At 66.0% G+C, this 15,950-nt stretch carries 16 protein-coding genes; 4 read left to right on the forward strand and 12 right to left on the reverse strand.

Annotated features, from left to right (window positions below; all coding sequences use genetic code 11):
- Positions 1-3: 3 nt before the first annotated feature.
- The 4 genes from AAHS21_RS12965 to AAHS21_RS12980 form a co-directional block, all read right to left on the reverse strand.
- The gene (locus tag AAHS21_RS12965; RefSeq protein WP_036469090.1) at positions 4-288 is read right to left on the reverse strand and encodes a WXG100 family type VII secretion target; all 285 of its coding nucleotides are present in this window, start codon (positions 286-288) and stop codon (positions 4-6) included.
- A 59-nt stretch (positions 289-347) separates the two neighbouring features.
- Positions 348-608 (reverse strand): hypothetical protein, encoded by a 261-nt coding sequence (locus AAHS21_RS12970; RefSeq protein ID WP_342928222.1) that lies wholly within the window; start codon positions 606-608, stop codon positions 348-350.
- A gap of 642 nt (positions 609-1,250) precedes the next feature.
- Positions 1,251-2,426, reverse strand: coding sequence for a PPE family protein (locus AAHS21_RS12975; RefSeq protein ID WP_342928067.1), 1,176 nt, complete (start codon positions 2,424-2,426; stop codon positions 1,251-1,253).
- 154 nt (positions 2,427-2,580) lie between these two features.
- Positions 2,581-3,972 carry a glycine--tRNA ligase gene (locus AAHS21_RS12980; protein ID WP_342928223.1) on the reverse strand — a complete coding sequence of 464 codons (1,392 nt, stop codon included), beginning with the start codon at positions 3,970-3,972 and terminating at the stop codon, positions 2,581-2,583.
- Positions 3,973-4,144: 172 nt separating this feature from the next.
- Between AAHS21_RS12980 and AAHS21_RS12985 the strand changes: the two genes are divergently transcribed.
- Both AAHS21_RS12985 and AAHS21_RS12990 read left to right on the forward strand, forming a co-directional pair.
- Positions 4,145-4,555 (forward strand): metalloregulator ArsR/SmtB family transcription factor, encoded by a 411-nt coding sequence (locus tag AAHS21_RS12985; protein WP_342928068.1) that lies wholly within the window; start codon positions 4,145-4,147, stop codon positions 4,553-4,555.
- Entirely contained in the window at positions 4,552-4,944 is a 393-nt protein-coding gene (locus AAHS21_RS12990; protein ID WP_342928069.1) for a Fur family transcriptional regulator, read from the forward strand. The genes AAHS21_RS12985 and AAHS21_RS12990 overlap by 4 nt, the downstream gene beginning before the upstream one ends.
- A gap of 79 nt (positions 4,945-5,023) precedes the next feature.
- On the opposite strand, the gene AAHS21_RS12995 is transcribed toward AAHS21_RS12990, so the two are convergent.
- From AAHS21_RS12995 to recO, 3 genes are all read right to left on the reverse strand, one after another.
- Entirely contained in the window at positions 5,024-5,452 is a 429-nt protein-coding gene (locus tag AAHS21_RS12995; protein WP_342928070.1) for a hypothetical protein, read from the reverse strand.
- The gene (locus tag AAHS21_RS13000) at positions 5,452-6,321 is read right to left on the reverse strand and encodes a decaprenyl diphosphate synthase (RefSeq protein WP_342928071.1); all 870 of its coding nucleotides are present in this window, start codon (positions 6,319-6,321) and stop codon (positions 5,452-5,454) included. Before AAHS21_RS13000 ends, AAHS21_RS12995 begins: the two co-directional genes overlap by 1 nt.
- Positions 6,322-6,483: 162 nt before the next feature.
- Positions 6,484-7,305, reverse strand: coding sequence for a DNA repair protein RecO (recO, locus tag AAHS21_RS13005; RefSeq protein ID WP_342928072.1), 822 nt, complete (start codon positions 7,303-7,305; stop codon positions 6,484-6,486).
- A gap of 61 nt (positions 7,306-7,366) precedes the next feature.
- Here recO and AAHS21_RS13010 point away from each other — a divergent pair, with 61 nt between their 5' ends.
- Positions 7,367-8,854 carry an amidase gene (locus AAHS21_RS13010; protein WP_342928073.1) on the forward strand — a complete coding sequence of 496 codons (1,488 nt, stop codon included), beginning with the start codon at positions 7,367-7,369 and terminating at the stop codon, positions 8,852-8,854.
- Positions 8,855-9,098: 244 nt separating this feature from the next.
- Positions 9,099-9,995, forward strand: coding sequence for a manganese catalase family protein (locus AAHS21_RS13015; RefSeq protein WP_342928074.1), 897 nt, complete (start codon positions 9,099-9,101; stop codon positions 9,993-9,995).
- Positions 9,996-10,051: 56 nt separating this feature from the next.
- Here AAHS21_RS13015 and AAHS21_RS13020 read toward each other — a convergent pair whose 3' ends face one another.
- The 5 genes from AAHS21_RS13020 to AAHS21_RS13040 form a co-directional block, all read right to left on the reverse strand.
- Entirely contained in the window at positions 10,052-10,630 is a 579-nt protein-coding gene (locus AAHS21_RS13020) for a hemerythrin domain-containing protein (protein ID WP_342928075.1), read from the reverse strand.
- Positions 10,631-10,744: 114 nt separating this feature from the next.
- The gene (locus AAHS21_RS13025; RefSeq protein WP_342928076.1) at positions 10,745-11,059 is read right to left on the reverse strand and encodes an ESX-1 secretion-associated protein; all 315 of its coding nucleotides are present in this window, start codon (positions 11,057-11,059) and stop codon (positions 10,745-10,747) included.
- 63 nt (positions 11,060-11,122) lie between these two features.
- The gene (locus AAHS21_RS13030; RefSeq protein ID WP_342928077.1) at positions 11,123-12,463 is read right to left on the reverse strand and encodes an EspA/EspE family type VII secretion system effector; all 1,341 of its coding nucleotides are present in this window, start codon (positions 12,461-12,463) and stop codon (positions 11,123-11,125) included.
- A 24-nt stretch (positions 12,464-12,487) separates the two neighbouring features.
- Entirely contained in the window at positions 12,488-14,440 is a 1,953-nt protein-coding gene (locus AAHS21_RS13035) for a secretion protein EspK (RefSeq protein ID WP_342928078.1), read from the reverse strand.
- The gene (locus AAHS21_RS13040; protein WP_342928079.1) at positions 14,437-15,906 is read right to left on the reverse strand and encodes a hypothetical protein; all 1,470 of its coding nucleotides are present in this window, start codon (positions 15,904-15,906) and stop codon (positions 14,437-14,439) included. Before AAHS21_RS13040 ends, AAHS21_RS13035 begins: the two co-directional genes overlap by 4 nt.
- Between the last annotated feature and the right edge of the window lie 44 nt (positions 15,907-15,950).

Raw genomic sequence — 15,950 nt, forward strand, 5'->3', positions numbered from 1 at the left:
CTGTCAGGCCCAGCTGGACCCGACGGCGCTGTCGGTGCTGGCCATGTTGTTGCCCGCGGTCTGCACCTTCTGCCCGTGCTGGTTGGCCTGCTCGTAGATCACCTGGAAGTTGCGACCCAACTGGGTGATGAACTCCTGGCACGCCACCGAACCGGCGCCACCCCAGAAGTCGCCGGCAGCCAGCACATCGCGAACGATGGCCTGGTGCTCGGCCTCCAACGAAGCGGCCTGCGCGCGGATGAGGGCGCCGTGGGCGTCCACATCTCCGAACTGGTAATTGATCGACATCGTCTACGTCTCCAAGTGACTGGCTCGCCATCGCACGCATCGCGTGCGGGTCTTCCCTCTCAACCGGCCCACGGAGAATGCGGTACAACGCGGCCGGTTCGTGGCGCTTCGAAACGAGGTTCGGCGTCGCCTCCCCATTCGTTCCAATGCCCCCATTCCTTCTTTTCACTCATGCCGTCGGCAGCCGCCTCTGAATCCGGCCCGTCGATCGCCTTGCCAGCGGCGTCGGAGAGCTCTTCGCGCTCCGGTGCCCAATGGTCATAGTCGTCCGGCGGAACGGCCACGCCCCAACTGAGCGGAACCGTCAAGCGACCGAGCATGCCTGACTCACCCCGAACTGCCGCGACCGAATCGTTCGGCAGGGGTGAACCAAGAGGCAAAAGCATGACGCCCCCTTCCACACCCGAAACTCTGTTCACACAGACCCCAACGGCGCACAAATCGCCGCCGAGTATTTTTCATACTAAAGCAAAGCTAAGGACAATTGTCGGAGATTTACGGTTTTGTCGACGTTAATCATCAAAATTCGGCCCACCCGGCAACCTGGGAGTGCGGCCAGCTCGAGCCGCCCGGTCGCGGCATTGCCGGATGCGACGCTGGGAGGTGGCACGCCGCACCCGGCAGGCCAGCCGGCGTGAGCGCGAAAACCGTTGCTCGACAGGGATTCTGCGGGCCGTCGACAGGCTCATTCGTGGCAGCGGCCGCCGGCGCGACAGCCACCGACTCAGGCCCGTCAGACTCGACAACAGGACCAGCGCCCGACGATGAGGGTGGTTGCGGTACGCGTCTTCTGGCGAACATTGCGTGGCCGGAATCATTCGCGGCCGCAAACCGTACCTAATAGTTTGATTAAGCGGGTAACCGATGAATAGAAGTTGGCTGCATGTCGAGAAATTTGCGACACGCCCGATTCATTCGTATGACCGCCGCGGCAATTGCGCCCGGCTACGCTGCGGCCCCGTTCACGCGCCCTTTCTCGGCACCACCTTCGGCCGGGACTGCACCACGTGGGTCGCACTCGTTCCGGCCTTCCCCACCATTTCGGCCGGCTTGTCATGATCCGCGGCCACCCGCGCGGGCATCGGCATGCCGCTGGTGGATCCGACCGGCTCGGCCACGGCGCCGGACGCTCCCGCACCCGCCATCGCGGAGGTGGCGATCGGGGCCGGCGTCGAGCCCTGCCACACCGGGGGCACCGATATCGCGCCCACCAACCGCGCCCGGCCCAGACTGGCCGAGATGGACGAGCCCCAGCTCCCGTCGCCGCTCATCATTCTCATTGCCGGTGCGGTCGACCCGACCGTCTGCGATGCACCCGTCGCCGCCATGTTCGTCGCACCGGCCAACGACGTCACCGGCGCGGCGCCCTGGGTCAGCGCCATCATCGGCGGCAACGTGGTCGCCGGATACACCCCGATCTGGGCCACCGACATCAACGAGGAAACCGGCGTCGAGGTGACTATTGAGCCCACCTGGGTCAACGCGGACTGAATCGCGGTCACCGCCGACGAAAACCCCGGACCGAAAATCTGACCACCCACCGATGACAACGCCCCGGCGAATTGCGACGCCAGCGTGCTCAGCGGCGTCGTGAACAGGCCGGCCAGGCTCGACGGTGCCGAAGTGATCGACGGCAATGCCGCCATGACGGATTGCGCGCCGGCGTGATACCCGAACATCGCCATCACGTCCTGAAGCCACATCTCCATGTATTCGAATTCGGTGGCCGCGATCGCCGCCGTGTTCTGGCCCAGGATGTTCGTCGCGATCAACACCATCAGCTGGATGCGATTCGCGGCGATCGCCGCGGGAGGCACCGTCGCGGCGAATGCCGACTCGTACGACGTCGCCGCCACCCGGGCCTGCACGGCCGACATCGAGGCGTGCGCCGCCGCGGTGTGCAACCACTGCAAATACGGTGCTGCCGCCTGCGTCATCGATTCCGACGACGGACCCGTCCACTGTCCATTGGACGCCAGGCCCGAAACGACGGAGTCGAAGGACGACGCCGACGCCCACATGTCGGCGGCCAGGCCGTCCCAGGCAGCGGCCGCAGCCAACAGCGGCCCTGAGCCTGCACCTCCGTACATCAGGGCCGAGTTGATCTCCGGCGGCAAAAACGCGAAATTCAGAACCATCTACTACCTCGACACGACCAGCCGTTCCTACGGCCTTACCACTGCACCCCGACAGTCACCAGCGACTGGACACTGCGTATAAGACTAAGGCCGGAGCGTAGGGCAGCACTACACCTAAATGGCCCGGTTTGCCGAAATAGCCGATTGACGGCCGCTAGGCGCCCTTGAGTCGAACCGCCAGGTAGTCGGCGACAGCATCCATTGCCACCCGCTCCTGCGTCATGGCGTCGCGTTCACGCACAGTGACGGCGTTGTCCTCCAAGGAGTCGAAATCCACCGTCACACAGAACGGCGTACCGACCTCGTCCTGGCGCCGGTAGCGGCGCCCGATCGCACCGGCATCGTCGAAATCGATGTTCCAGGACTTTCGCAATTCGGCGGCCAGGTCCCGCGCCTTGGGACTCAGGTCGGCGTGCCGGGACAGCGGCAGCACCGCCGCCTTGACCGGGGCCAGCCGGTGGTCCAGGCGAAGCACGGTGCGTTTGTCCACGCCACCCTTGGCGTTGGGGGCCTCGTCCTCGGCATAGGCATCGATCAAAAACGCCATGAACGACCGGGTCAGGCCGGCCGCGGGTTCAATCACGTACGGCGTGTACCGAGTGTCGCTAGCCTGATCGTAGAAGGATAGGTCGGCACCGGAATGCTTTGCGTGCGTTGACAAGTCGAAATCAGTCCGGTTGGCGACGCCCTCCAGCTCACCCCACGGGTTGCCCTGGAATCCGAACTTGTACTCGATGTCGACGGTGCGGTCGGAATAGTGCGACAGCTTGTCTTTGGGGTGTTCGTACAGGCGCAGGTTCTCGGGGTTGATGCCGAGGTCGATGTACCACTGGTGTCGGGTATCGATCCAGTACTGGTGCCACTCTTTTGCGGTCGACGGCTCGACGAAGAACTCCATCTCCATCTGCTCGAACTCGCGGGTGCGGAAGATGAAGTTTCCCGGGGTGATCTCGTTGCGAAAACTCTTGCCGATCTGCCCGATGCCGAACGGCGGCTTGCGCCGCGCTGTCGTCACCACGTTGGCGAAGTTGATGAAGATCCCCTGCGCCGTCTCGGGCCGCAGGTAGTGCAGCCCCTCCTCGGTCTCGATCGGGCCGAGGTAGGTCTTGAGCATCATGTTGAATTCGCGCGGCTCGGTCCATTGACCCGGCTCGCCGGTCTCCGGGTCGCGGATGTCGGCCAGTCCGTTGGGCGGCGGATGCCCGTGTTTGGCCTCGTAGGCCTCGATCAGGTGGTCGGCGCGGTAGCGCTTGTGCGTGATCAGCGACTCCACCAGCGGGTCGTGGAACACCTCGACGTGGCCGGAGGCCACCCAGACCTGGCGCGGCAGGATGATCGACGAGTCGAGTCCCACGACGTCGTCGCGGCCGGTGACCACGGCGCGCCACCACTGCCGCTTGATGTTCTCCTTGAGCTCCACGCCCAGCGGCCCGTAGTCCCACGCCGACTTGGTGCCGCCGTAGATCTCCCCCGAGGGATAGACGAATCCACGCCGTTTGGCCAGGTTGACGACGGTGTCGATGACGGACGCCACGGGGTGGTCCACTCCCTTTCGGATCACTGAGGAGGCGGGGCGGCGAATCGTCGCCCGCGAAACATCAGCAATCGTATCGACCGGGCCGCAGTCTTTGACATGCGTCATCATGCATGTGACAGTGGAAGTCGTTCTCTATAGTGGGCACTCCACGTACCCGGCACTTCGAGGAGATGACGCTCGCATGGTGATGCCCTCCTCATCGCCGACAGCCGCCAACGGCTCACCGTCGGATCTGGTCGCCCACCGGCACGCCGAGGTGAGCGCCGGCGAGCACACTGCCTTCGCCGAATATCCCGAGCCACCGTCGCGAGAAGTCCTCGATGCCGCCGGTGAGCTGCTGCGGGCCCTGGCCGCACCGGTACGGATCGCCATCGTCTTGCAACTACGCGAATCCCAGCGCTGCGTGCACGAGCTGGTCGACGCGCTGAGCGTGCCACAACCGCTGGTCAGCCAGCATTTGAAGATTCTCAAGGCGGCGGGAGTGGTCGCCGGGGAGCGGTCCGGCCGCGAGGTGCTGTACCGACTGGCCGACCACCACCTGGCGCACATCGTCGTCGACGCCGTCGCCCACGCCAGCGAGGACACGCCATGACCCAACCGAGCGTCCGTTCCACCCGTCAGCGGGCGGCGATCTCCACGCTGCTGGAAACGCTCGATGAATTCCGCTCGGCCCAGGAGCTGCACGACGAGCTGCGCCGCCGCGGCGAGAACATCGGGCTGACCACGGTTTACCGGACGCTGCAGTCGATGGCGTCGGCGGGATTGGTCGACACGCTGCGCACCGACACCGGCGAGTCCGTCTACCGGCGCTGCTCGGAGCACCATCACCACCACCTGGTGTGCCGCCACTGCGGGTCCACCATTGAGGTGGGCGACCACGAGGTCGAGGAGTGGGCGGCGCAGGTCGCCGCCAAGCATGGCTACTCCGAGGTCAGCCACACCATCGAGATCTTCGGGACCTGCTCGGACTGCGGCCGCTAATCTTCGCCCGCGAGTGCCCGGCTGTCCGGGCGGTCGGCGTCTGACGCCCGGCTGGCCGGGCGCTCGGCGATTGAGGCCGTCAGGCCGTCAGGACGCGCCGTATCTGAGCGCCCGAGTCGAGCACCAACAGGATCAGGGTGCGCAGGGCGTCGTCGGCCAGGCCCGCGCCGGGGAAGTTGTAGCGCAGCATCACGTCCGCGGTCTTGGCCGCGCCCTTGCCGGAGTTGCGCTGCGCGGCCTTGTCGCTGACCTTCTCGACCACGGTCACATTGCCGAAGTTGCTGTTGTGCGCCTGCTTGGCCACCTGATCGCTGAGCTTCTTGGTCAGCGGCAGATCCCACGCCACCACCTGGGTCAGCGACACCAGGTCGAGTCCCTCGGCGATGTTCACCACCCGCAGCGACGCGAAGGTGCCGTCATGGTGCACCGTCAGCCCGCCGTCGGGTTCGTCCTCGACGGTCAGCACGTCGCGCAGAACCGACCCAAGGCGCTCTTGTAGAGATGGCATCAGGCGCTCCCAAACCGTCGGTTGCGGTCCGCGTATTCCTCGCAGGCCGCCCACAGGTCGCGACGGTCGTAGTCGGGCCACAGCTTGTCCTGAAAAATGTATTCGGCGTAGGCCGCCTGCCACAGCATGAAATTGCTGGAGCGCTGCTCCCCCGAGGTCCGCAGAAACAAATCCACGTCGGGGATGTCGGGCCGCTGCAGGTGATGGGCCACCGTCGCCTCGGTGATGCGCTCGGGATTCAGCCGGCCGGCAGCCGCCAAGCGTGCGATTTCCTTTGCGGAGTCCGCGATTTCGGCACGGCCGCCATAGTTGACGCAGTAGTTCACGGTGATGACGTCGTTGCCCTTCGTCATCTCCTCAGCGACCGCCAATTCGTTGATCACGCTGCGCCACAAGCGAGGCCGCGACCCCACCCAGCGGATCTTGACCCCAATCGCCTGCAGGCTCACCCGGCGCATGCGCACCACGTCGCGGTTAAAGCCCATCAGGAAGCGGACCTCCTCGGGAGACCGCTTCCAGTTTTCGGTGGAGAAGGCGTACAGGCTGAGCCACTTGATCCCGATTTCGATTGCGCCGCAGACGACGTCGATGACGACGGCCTCCCCCGCCTTGTGGCCGTCGGTGCGGGTCAGGCCTTGTTGGGTGGCCCAGCGGCCGTTGCCGTCCATCACGATCGCCACGTGATTGGGCAGTCGATCCGCCGGGATCCGCGGAGCGACCGCCTTCGAAGTGTGCTGCGGCGGCCGACTCGGGCCGCCGTTGGGAGACGGCGGCAACTCGGGGAACACCACCGGCCACGTTGACCTGTCGGGAAAAGTCGGATAGTCCTCGGGCGCGGCGGGCAACTGCGGGAAGGCCCGGTTTGTCACGTCCGCCCCACCGGCCTCGGCTGGGGCTGGACGGTCTTTTGCCCGCCTCCGCGCGACAAAAATCGGCGTCCAGCGGTTGTCGCTCGGAGGCGGGCAAAACACATGTCGACCGGCGGAGGGGCGGATGTGACGGATGTGTTCACGGCCCAGTCAGCCATCCGATTAGCCACAGGCCTCATCCTGCCCGATCAGCGCGGCGCGCTGATCGGCGATGGTGGGAGCAGCTCCCGCTTGCGCGGGACGGTCGCTCCGATAATTACGCTCCACCAGCGGCAACGTCTTGAGCTGGCGTTCCAGATGCCATTGCAGGTGGGCGGCCACCAATCCGCTGACATGGCTGCGGTGGGATTGCGGCGTCGCCTCGGCGGCCTCCCAATGGCCATCGTGCAGCGCGGACATCAGTTCCAGCACGCCCAGCGGCGGTGTCGTCGAGCCCGCGGGACGGCAGTGTGGGCAGACGCTGCCCCCCGCGGCGATGTGGAATGCCCGATGCGGGCCGGGCGTGGCGCAACGGGCACACTCGGTCAGCGCCGGCGCCCAACCGGCGATGCCCATGGCCCGCAGCAGGTAGGCGTCCAGGAGCAGGTCACGAGGGCGGCGTCCGTCGGCCACCGCCCGCAGCGCGCCCACCGTGAGCCGGTGCAGCGCCGGGGCGGGCGCGCGCTCCTCGCCGGCGAGGCGCTCGGCGGTTTCCAGCATCGCGCACCCGCAGGTGTACCGGCCGTAGTCGCTGACGATGTCGGTGGCGAACGCGTCGATGGAAACGACCTGGGTGACGATGTCCAGATTGCGGCCGGGATGCAACTGCACATCGATGTGCGCGAACGGCTCCAGCCGCGCGCCGAATTTGCTGCGGGTGCGGCGCACCCCCTTGGCCACCGCACGGACCAGCCCGTGATCATGGGTCAGCAGAGTCACGATTCGGTCTGCTTCGCCGAGCTTGTGCTGGCGCAGCACTACCGCTCGGTCTCGATACAGCCGCATATCAATAGTTTTGCACCCCGCCGCGACATCGCGGGGATCCGCGCCGATAGTCTCGTACCCCGTGATTGGCGCTCCTGGACCCGGTTCTGGGTCCCCTTCCGGGCCCGTTTCCGGGTCCCGCGGCACGCGCCTGCCCACACTCACTGACCTGCTGTATCAGCTGAACAGCCGTGCGGTGACCTCCGACACATTGGTGCGCCGTTCGCTGCATGCGATCGATGTCAGCCAGCCCACGCTGAACGCGTTCCGGGTGGTCCTGACGGAGTCCGCGCTGGCGGACGCGGCCGAGGCCGACCGGCGACGAGCCGCCGGCGAAACGGCGCCGTTGCTGGGCGTCCCGATCGCGGTGAAGGACGACGTCGATGTTGCCGGCGTGCCCACCGCCTTCGGCACCGACGGCCATGTGCGCCCCGCCACCCAGGACTCCGAGGTGGTGCGCCGCCTCAAGGCCGCCGGAGCGGTCATCGTCGGCAAGACCAACACCTGCGAGCTGGGACAGTGGCCGTTCACCAGCGGGCCGGGGTTCGGGCACACCCGCAATCCGTGGTCACGGCGGCACACCCCGGGCGGCTCGTCCGGCGGTAGCGCCGCCGCCGTGGCCGCCGGCCTGGTCACCGCGGCGATCGGCTCCGACGGCGCCGGCAGCATCCGCATCCCGGCGGCGTGGACCCATCTGGTCGGCATAAAACCGCAGCGCGGCCGCATCTCGACCTGGCCGCTACCGGAGTCGTTCAACGGGATCACGGTCAACGGCGTGCTGGCCCGCACGGTCGCCGACGCGGCACTGGTGCTCGACGCCGCGTCGGGCAATGTCGAGGGTGACCGGCACAAGCCGCCGCCGCTGCGGGCGTCCGACTATGTCGGTATCGCCCCGGGCCCGCTGAACATCGCGCTGTCAACCCGGTTCGCGTACACCTTTTTTCGGGCCAAGCTGCATCCGGAGATACTGGCCGCGACCCGAGCAGTGGGCAAGCAGCTGCAATTGCTCGGCCACACGGTCGTGAACGGTAATCCGGACTACGGCGTGCGGCTGGGATGGGATTTTCTGGCCAGATCGACTGCGGGACTGAGGGAATGGGAGGAGCGGTTAGGCGACGGCGTCGTCCTGGACCCTCGCACCCTGTCCAACCTGCGGATGGGCCATGTGCTGGGGCAGGCGATCCTGCGCAACGCGCGGGTGCACGAAGCCGCGCTGCAGCGACGGGTCGGCTCGATTTTCGACATCGTCGATGTGGTGGTGGCTCCGACGACCGCGCAGCCACCGCCCCTGGCCCGATCCTTCGACCGGCTCAGTGGCTTGGGCACCGACCGCGCCATGATCAAGGCGTGCCCGGCGACCTGGCCGTGGAATGTGTTGGGCTGGCCCTCGATCAACGTGCCGGCCGGGTTCACCTCGGACGGCTTGCCGATCGGTGTGCAACTGATGGGCCCGGCGAACAGCGAGGGCGTGCTGATCTCGCTGGCCGCGGAATTGGAGGCCGTCTGCGGCTGGGCCGCCAAGCAGCCAAAGGTGTGGTGGGAGCACGACCACTTCCGTCCACACGATTAGGCCACAGCGTTAATGCTCAGGTGCCCAACGCATTTCTAGTTCCTAGCGACTGATCGGTATCGAAATCAATCCACTGGACGCCCCCGGTCACCAGCGCCAACTTTGCTTGCGTCATCCGCATCGGCTACCCGCGGTCGGCATCCGCAAACGGTCTCTATGGGTACCTGGATAACCGCGTTTGGCGCCGAATGCCCCGGGTACCCGGCTGCGCACACCAGCCGTGCCGACACCCAGGAGGCAATCAATGTTCATGCACAACAAAGATCTTCAGTTCGAAGTGCGGGTCACCGAGCCCGACCCGCGATTCGCGTCGCTGCTCATGGAGCAATTCGGCGGCGCCAACGGCGAACTCACCGCAGCGCTGCAGTACTTCACCCAGGCGTTCGTGCTGCGCCAAAAGAATCCCAAGATGTACGACCTGTTCATGGACATCGCCACCGAGGAGCTCAGCCATCTCGAGATGGTCGGATCGATGATCACCATGTTGCTCGACGGACTCAGCGAAGATCTCAAGATCGCGAATCAACGGTGCGACTGGATGCCGACCGTCGCCAGTACGAACGGGCGCGACAACATCATTCATCAGGTCGCCGTCAACCCGATGTTCCTCGTGCTCAGCGGCGGTGGACCCGACGTCAAAGACTCCGGAGGCAACAACTGGACCGGGGCATTCATCGATGCCAACGGCGATCCCACCGTCGACCTGCGCAACAACGTCGCCGCCGAGTCCCGGGCCAAAGTCGTCTACGAGTACCTCAAGCAGTTCACCGATGATCCGGGTGTGCAGGAAACCCTGACGTTCTTGATGACGCGTGAAGTGGCGCACTATCAGCAATTCACCGCTGCGCTCAACGAACTTCCGGTCAACTTCCCGCCCGGACAGTTGGCGGGCGATCCCCGGTTCCAAAATGTGGCGTTCAACATGTCCGACGGCGGCGGCGAATCGATCCGTGGGCCGTGGAACCAGGGGCAGGGCCCGTGGCCACAGGGCATGGAATGGGACTACGTCGAAAGGCCGGAAAAGCAATGGCTGGGTGGACAGACGCGCCAAAACAAGGGTGCCGAACAGAACCCGCAGGGCTCGCCGGCGGTCGAGGCCGAAAAGCCGTTCACGCACGAACAGCACTCGCCCACAACATGATCGGGTAACAACGAAGACTGGGCATCGGATACTCCGATGCCCAGTCTTCGCGTTGCCTAGTGGGCCTGAGGGTCCGGCGGGTTGTCTTGGCTGCGGCCGGTGACCGCATCGCGCACGTGGTCTACCACTGCCGCCCCCACTCCCATCGTCTTCTGCACCGCAGCGTTCGGCGGAGTGTCGGGGTGCGGCCTGGTGGGGGCGATTTTCTTTGCCGCTTCCAGCTTTTCGCCGATCTTCTCCAGCTCCTCGCGACTCATAACCTGTTCGACCTGGGGCCACACCACCTCTTGCTCGTAGGCGATGTGTTCCCGGCCCGCTTCGACGAATTGCTGTAACGCTTCGTGGTAATCCGGGTCGCCGGGCTTGCCGTCTTCTAGCCGCTGGAGCAGCTTCTTGCCGGTCTGCTCCTGTTCGATCGCCTTGTCGGCGAAGGCATCACCGAGCGCCTCGCGCACAGCGGGCCAGAAGAACTGCTCTTCGATCGCCTCGTGCTGCGACTCGGCGATGATCAGGTTGTTCACCGTGGTTTCCAGGCCGCTGGCTTCGGCGCCGGAGCCCGACGGGGCACCATCGAGCGTCTCGAACAATCCGAGCACGCTTTTGTGGTCTTGGCGGAGAAAAGTCAATGCATCCATGTCCTGCCTTCCGATTGAGGCTGTATCGGTCGGTCAGTGGTACCCGGCGCATGGGTGTTGAAACGATTGCGCAGACGACGATGCCCTCCCACCGGGCGTGGGAGGGCATCGTTTTCAGCGGCCAACGAGTTGCTTGTCAATGGTGCCGGCCGCCAACTCGTCGGTGCTGGCATAGGCGGCGGCGGCGGTGCCCAGCTTGGCGGCGAGGTCTCGGCAGACACTTTGCATCGCCTCGACCGCGCAACGGCGCGCGGCCTCGACACGAGTCAGCGCGATATTGGAGGGCTCGCTGCCCACCCCGTGGGTAAGCCAGACGGCGGAGCTGATCCCGTTGGTCACCTCGGCCGCCGATCCGATCTTCGCGGATGTTTGGTTCTCAATTGTGGCCAGCTGGTCGAGGTAGTTCGGCGTAACGACTAAATCGGACATGGTTTATTCTCCTTTTCAGGATGTATTGGCGTGTCTGCCAATAGTTTTGACTGCACGTGTGCTTTACCCGGCACGTCGTACGGTGGCCTCGGGCGCTGCGAACTCGATCGGTGCGCGCTCGGCGCCCTGGGCACCCGGTGCCGCTGCGCCGTCGTCGACGTCGTCGGCAAACCTCTCGTCCTCGGAGAGACCCGCCTTCTGGCCCGTTCGGGGCACGGGGTAAATCGGTCGCGGCCCCGCACTCTGACTGAGTTGTGCGGCTTTGCCAGGCATTTGAGCGATTGGAGCCAAGGTAGGCGCGCCCGATGACGGCGTGGCCGCAGCCGCCTCATCGCGCGCGTCCAACACGCGCCGTCGCTGCGAGGTTTCACCCGCGCCGGCGGGGGTGCTTTGCTTCGTCGAAGCATCCGGGCGTGCCGGCGTGGCGAGCTCGACTGCGCTGAACACGTCAGTCATCTTCCTCGAGACCTCACCGAAGTCGGGCGTGGTGGACTTCAGCGCGGCGGCCACGTGCGACTCGGCAGACGTGGTACCCGTTGAAACCGGAGCCAGCTTTTGGTATTTGGAGATTATTTCGTTGGCCTTGCCCGCGTTGTCTTGCGAGTAGCGGAACAGCGTGAAAACGAAGGAGCTGGCAGCACCGATCCCCAAGACGGCAACGGTGGTGGCGAATGTTTCGGCGAGGGCGAGGCCGGCCGGCTGAGGCACCGATATCTTCAGGGCCAACTCAATGCCAAATGCCGCCATCAGGAGATCCTTCAATATGCCGAAGGCCAACCGCATATGAGTGACCCACTCGGCCTGATTCTTGGTGATGTCGGCAAGCTGGCGGTCTAGCTCGGCCATCCCTTGCGCAAGAGTCCTCAGTGCCGTCACCTGTTGGGCATAGGCCTGGGACGCATCGCCCTGCCAGTCGTCATCCGGGAGCGCCGACATCAGCTGGTCCGAGATTTCGATGAGCTGTTGAGATCCTGCCGCGAAATCCCCGCCGTCGCAGGGCGGCCCGAATCCGGTCATCAGCTCCACGACGTCGACGACGGTGAGCGTCTTGAGGATGAGACTGGTGCTGTCCTTCATCCCCTTGTTCATCTCTTCCAACTCTTCGGGAGACATGTTCCGGGACAGTCGATATTGCTGAACCATCTTGTAGCCAACGAGGCCGCCGGACAGCGCGTCGGCGCTCATACTGGTCACACTAGACGCGATGTATTCGCCGCCGTAACTCCCGCTACCTGAGCCGTTGAATTGTGCGCCTAGGCCGCCCAGATTGGCGATCAGCCTTGCGGCATCTACGAATACGTTCATCTGCGGTTCCTTGCTCTCGATGCGTTTGATGCGGTTCGGCGATGAACCGGGCCGGTGGCTTTCCGGCCGCTGACTAAATTTTGAGCGACGGCCCTTCACGGATTCTTGGAGCGAAACGCAGACTTATGCCGCCTCGGCGAGGGTGTCGTCGAGTCGCGACACCAGGTGATTCCAGTACAGCCAGTCAGCGATGGTGTTGCGCTGGACGACCGGATCCACCGTGGTGTGGGACCGGTTCAGGAGTACCTCCCGGGTGTGCACGGCGTAGGCGTGCATGGCCCGCAGATGTGCGGGTTGCCGGCCGGCAAGCTGGCTGGCCAGCGGCTGCATCACCGCGATCCACAACGTGGCTCGTCGGTCGGTCGGCCGGTCGCCGGCCGCTGCCGGCGATAGCAGGTCGAGCAGATCCCGATCCGGGGTCGCTGCCAATCGATGAGCCGCTTGCGGGTCCACTACTTCGAGCCGGGTTCGCCCCACCATCACGCCGCTGTCCGGGATGTCATCGGAGCTCAGGACGATCTTGGCCGCGCCGGGATCGCAATCGGCCAACTGCTTCTCGGTTCCGATCACCGCCCGCAGCTCTGTGCCGCGATGTCTCGCCCAGGCCTGCACGGCCAGCACCGGATAGGTGGCCCAGCGCGCCCGCTCGCCGGCCGGTATCGACCCGTCGGCGCTTGCCATGTGCACCTTTTCGGGCAACTGCACGCCGTCGGGAATGTAGCCCAGCCCATAGCTGTTGGCCACCACGATCTCGCCGTCAGTGGTCAGCGCGGTCAGCCAGAAGAAGCCGATATCCCCGGTGCTGCCGGCGACCGGCGCGTTCAAGGCGGCCGCGACGTGGCGCGCCATCCGCAGCGCGTCGGTGCCGGTGTCACCCGCGGCATTGCCGACGGAGGCATTGGCGATGGCATCACGGGCAGCCCGCGCCAGTGAGACCGAAATCAGCTGCGCCGCAACACCGTTGGATGCACGGCTGGAGTCAGCCGACTCCGCACGCGTAGCGGCCCGATGCCGCGACGACTGCTTGGCGGCCGCCGCCGGTCGCACCGGGGACGGCTTACGCCACGACGACTGCCCGGCGGGGGCACGCGACCCCGACCCCGCTCCTTGAGCACCGCCCGTTGTGGCCGGCGTCATCGGTGCCGGGGCTGTTATGGGCATCCCCGGCATACCGGGATCAGCGGCGGGCGCTGGTGACGGGTCTCCCGACAACGGCCGGACGGAGACCACACCCTTGCTGCGCACGCCTCCATGCGAACTCGGCGGTGTCGCCGAAGCGTGCACGGCCGGTCCCCCACCGGAAGTCTCCGGCATCGCGGCCGCGGGGCGCCCAGCAGCCGCTGGCGTTAGCGGCACCGACGCCCCTTCCGGCGCGGCCGTTGTCGCCGGCAACGAAGGCAGCTGAGGAGTCGGTCGCGGGCTCACACCCGGAACTGACGGCAACACCGTTGCCGGCGCAAGGCTGGCGGGCGCGCACGAAGCCGACCGATCGGGAGCATCCGCCGGGGAATCGTGGCCGGCGGCGGGCGCTAATGCCTGCTGGCTGAGCAGGTTCCGCGGGGCACTGGACGGGAGGGTTCCCTGCTTGATTGCCCGAATCTGCTCGGCGGTGTCGTTCACGACGCTGACATTGGCCGCCAGCGTCGCACTCACCAGCGCCTCGATCGCGTCGGTTCGCTCGGCGGCCTCGAGGCGGGAGTCGTTCTCCAGTTCGTTGATCCGCCGGTGAGCGAGCTCCACGTTGTCACCGATCTCCGACTTGGCCCCGACAACCGACCCCGCGATATCCCGATGCCAGGCAATCACTCTCGCCAAATGACGCCGCAGCGTGGTCAGCTCGTCGATACGTGTTGCCAGCTCGTCGCCAGCGGCGCCGGCCGCCCCGCCCGTCCAGACACTGGTCTCGAAGATCGAGATCTGCTCGTGCCGGCAGGCTTCCAGGACTCGGGTGACCTCCGACATCACCCGCATGTACTCCTGAGCCCGGTCATACAAGGCGTCCTCATCGACCTGGGGCCACCCGTTCGGCGCCAGCATCTGCTCGGCGTACTGACCCGTCGGCCGCACGATGCTCACGGCTTCTGACCCTTCTGGTCGGTAGCGCTCTTCGGCGCCGGGAGTCGCCCGATGATCCCCTCGGTCCATGCGCGGTTCTCGGTGTAGATCGCGTCATCGTCGCGTTGCAGGCGCGTGCCCTTGCCGGCACCCCGATCGCCCTGGGTGCCCAGTGGAGCTGCGCCCATGCCGCCGCCGCCCATCGCACCGGCCGCGCTCCGGCCGGGGGCCGCGAAGCCGGGGCCCTCGGCACCCTTGGCCGCGGCACCCGGCGATGCCGTGGCGTAGTGCGGATCCTGCAACGGAGTCGACGGCATTCCGAGCCCGCCGAGGCCGATCGACGCCGGCTTGAGCCCCGGCGCGCCCGCTTTCGGCAGGCCCGCAACCTTGGCGTTGTCGATGCCCGCCACGGCGGGGCTGGGCGGCGGCGGCGCCTTTGGGGTGTTGCCCGTCGGCAGACTCGGGATGCTGGGGACGCTGGGTACCCCGACTGGTGCATCGCCGGGTGAGCCGTCCGGATACAGGGGCCCGCCGCCGTCAGGAAGGTTGTCGTCCGACGGCGGCTGGATTCCGGTGGCCGCCGGCGGCGTCGGCGGGTTGATCGGAGCCAACGGCAGGTTCGCCTTCTGCTGGTATTGCGCAATGAGCTCGTCAGACTTCTCCTGAGCTTTCTGGAAAAACTCGATGTAAGACTGCTTGTATCCGGCCTGGGAGGGGTCGTCCCAGATTCGTTCCCAGGTTTGTTCGCAACGCAGAATTTCCGCGTAGTCCAGGACGTAGTCACCGCCGGCGGGGTTGAGATCGGGAAATACGATGTGCGCACCGCGCATCCAGCGATGCGCATCGACGACGGTGTGGGCCTGAGTGACCAACTGGTTGCACAATTCCGCCATCCCGGTCAGCCACGATCGCTGTTGATCGAAGTTCGCCTCGACGGCCGCGCACGCCGTGCCCGACCATTCGGTGAACGGCCGAAAGCGAACGACGGCCTGCAGCAACGCGATCCGATGGGCCGCCCACGCATCGGCGAAGGCGAGAAATGCGGCACCTTGGTCGGGTTGCTCCAAGTCGAACGCCCGTTGTTTGACCGCCTGAAATTCGTTCGGCAACGGGTCGGCCGCCAGCCGCGTGTCCTTCAACGAGGCCCGGTCCACCACCTGAGCGGCGTGCTGCACCGGCCGGTTCGGCACGGAGGTTCCGTTGTGCAGAGCCTGTGCGGCGCCCTCGTCCGCATCCTCGTACGCCGCGGCGGCGTTGCGCAGTGACTCCGCCAGATCTGTCCGCTCCTTTGCGCCCACCGCCAGATAGATCCGCATGTTGTTGGCGGACAAGACAAGTTGTTCGGCTGCCGCGACGATCGGCGCGAGGTTGCACGGCGCCTGCAGCGCTTGCAATTCCGACGGCAGACCCGGGATCGGCTGCTCCAGCTCGGCGGCCCGGGCCAGAAGTTCTTGCTTCTCGACGTTGACCGCCAACGGTTGCGTCATCGCCAGCGACCCTCCTTTTACCGTGATCGGCTTCTGTGCGTTCC

It is taken from the genome of Mycobacterium sp. 050272 (genome assembly GCF_039023525.1).
Classification (GTDB): Bacteria; Actinomycetota; Actinomycetes; order Mycobacteriales; family Mycobacteriaceae; genus Mycobacterium.

Excerpts from the sequence above, each read along its gene's own strand:
- AAHS21_RS12965 (WP_036469090.1), bottom strand. The coding sequence starts at position 288 with ATGTCGATCAATTACCAGTTCGGAGATGTGGACGCCCACGGCGCCCTC.
- AAHS21_RS12970 (WP_342928222.1), bottom strand. The coding sequence starts at position 608 with ATGCTCGGTCGCTTGACGGTTCCGCTCAGTTGGGGCGTGGCCGTTCCG.
- AAHS21_RS12975 (WP_342928067.1), bottom strand. The coding sequence starts at position 2,426 with ATGGTTCTGAATTTCGCGTTTTTGCCGCCGGAGATCAACTCGGCCCTG.
- AAHS21_RS12985 (WP_342928068.1), top strand. The coding sequence starts at position 4,145 with ATGGTGATGCCCTCCTCATCGCCGACAGCCGCCAACGGCTCACCGTCG.
- AAHS21_RS12990 (WP_342928069.1), top strand. The coding sequence starts at position 4,552 with ATGACCCAACCGAGCGTCCGTTCCACCCGTCAGCGGGCGGCGATCTCC.
- AAHS21_RS12995 (WP_342928070.1), bottom strand. The coding sequence starts at position 5,452 with ATGCCATCTCTACAAGAGCGCCTTGGGTCGGTTCTGCGCGACGTGCTG.
- recO (WP_342928072.1), bottom strand. The coding sequence starts at position 7,305 with ATGCGGCTGTATCGAGACCGAGCGGTAGTGCTGCGCCAGCACAAGCTC.
- AAHS21_RS13015 (WP_342928074.1), top strand. The coding sequence starts at position 9,099 with ATGTTCATGCACAACAAAGATCTTCAGTTCGAAGTGCGGGTCACCGAG.
- AAHS21_RS13020 (WP_342928075.1), bottom strand. The coding sequence starts at position 10,630 with ATGGATGCATTGACTTTTCTCCGCCAAGACCACAAAAGCGTGCTCGGA.
- AAHS21_RS13025 (WP_342928076.1), bottom strand. The coding sequence starts at position 11,059 with ATGTCCGATTTAGTCGTTACGCCGAACTACCTCGACCAGCTGGCCACA.
- AAHS21_RS13040 (WP_342928079.1), bottom strand. The coding sequence starts at position 15,906 with ATGACGCAACCGTTGGCGGTCAACGTCGAGAAGCAAGAACTTCTGGCC.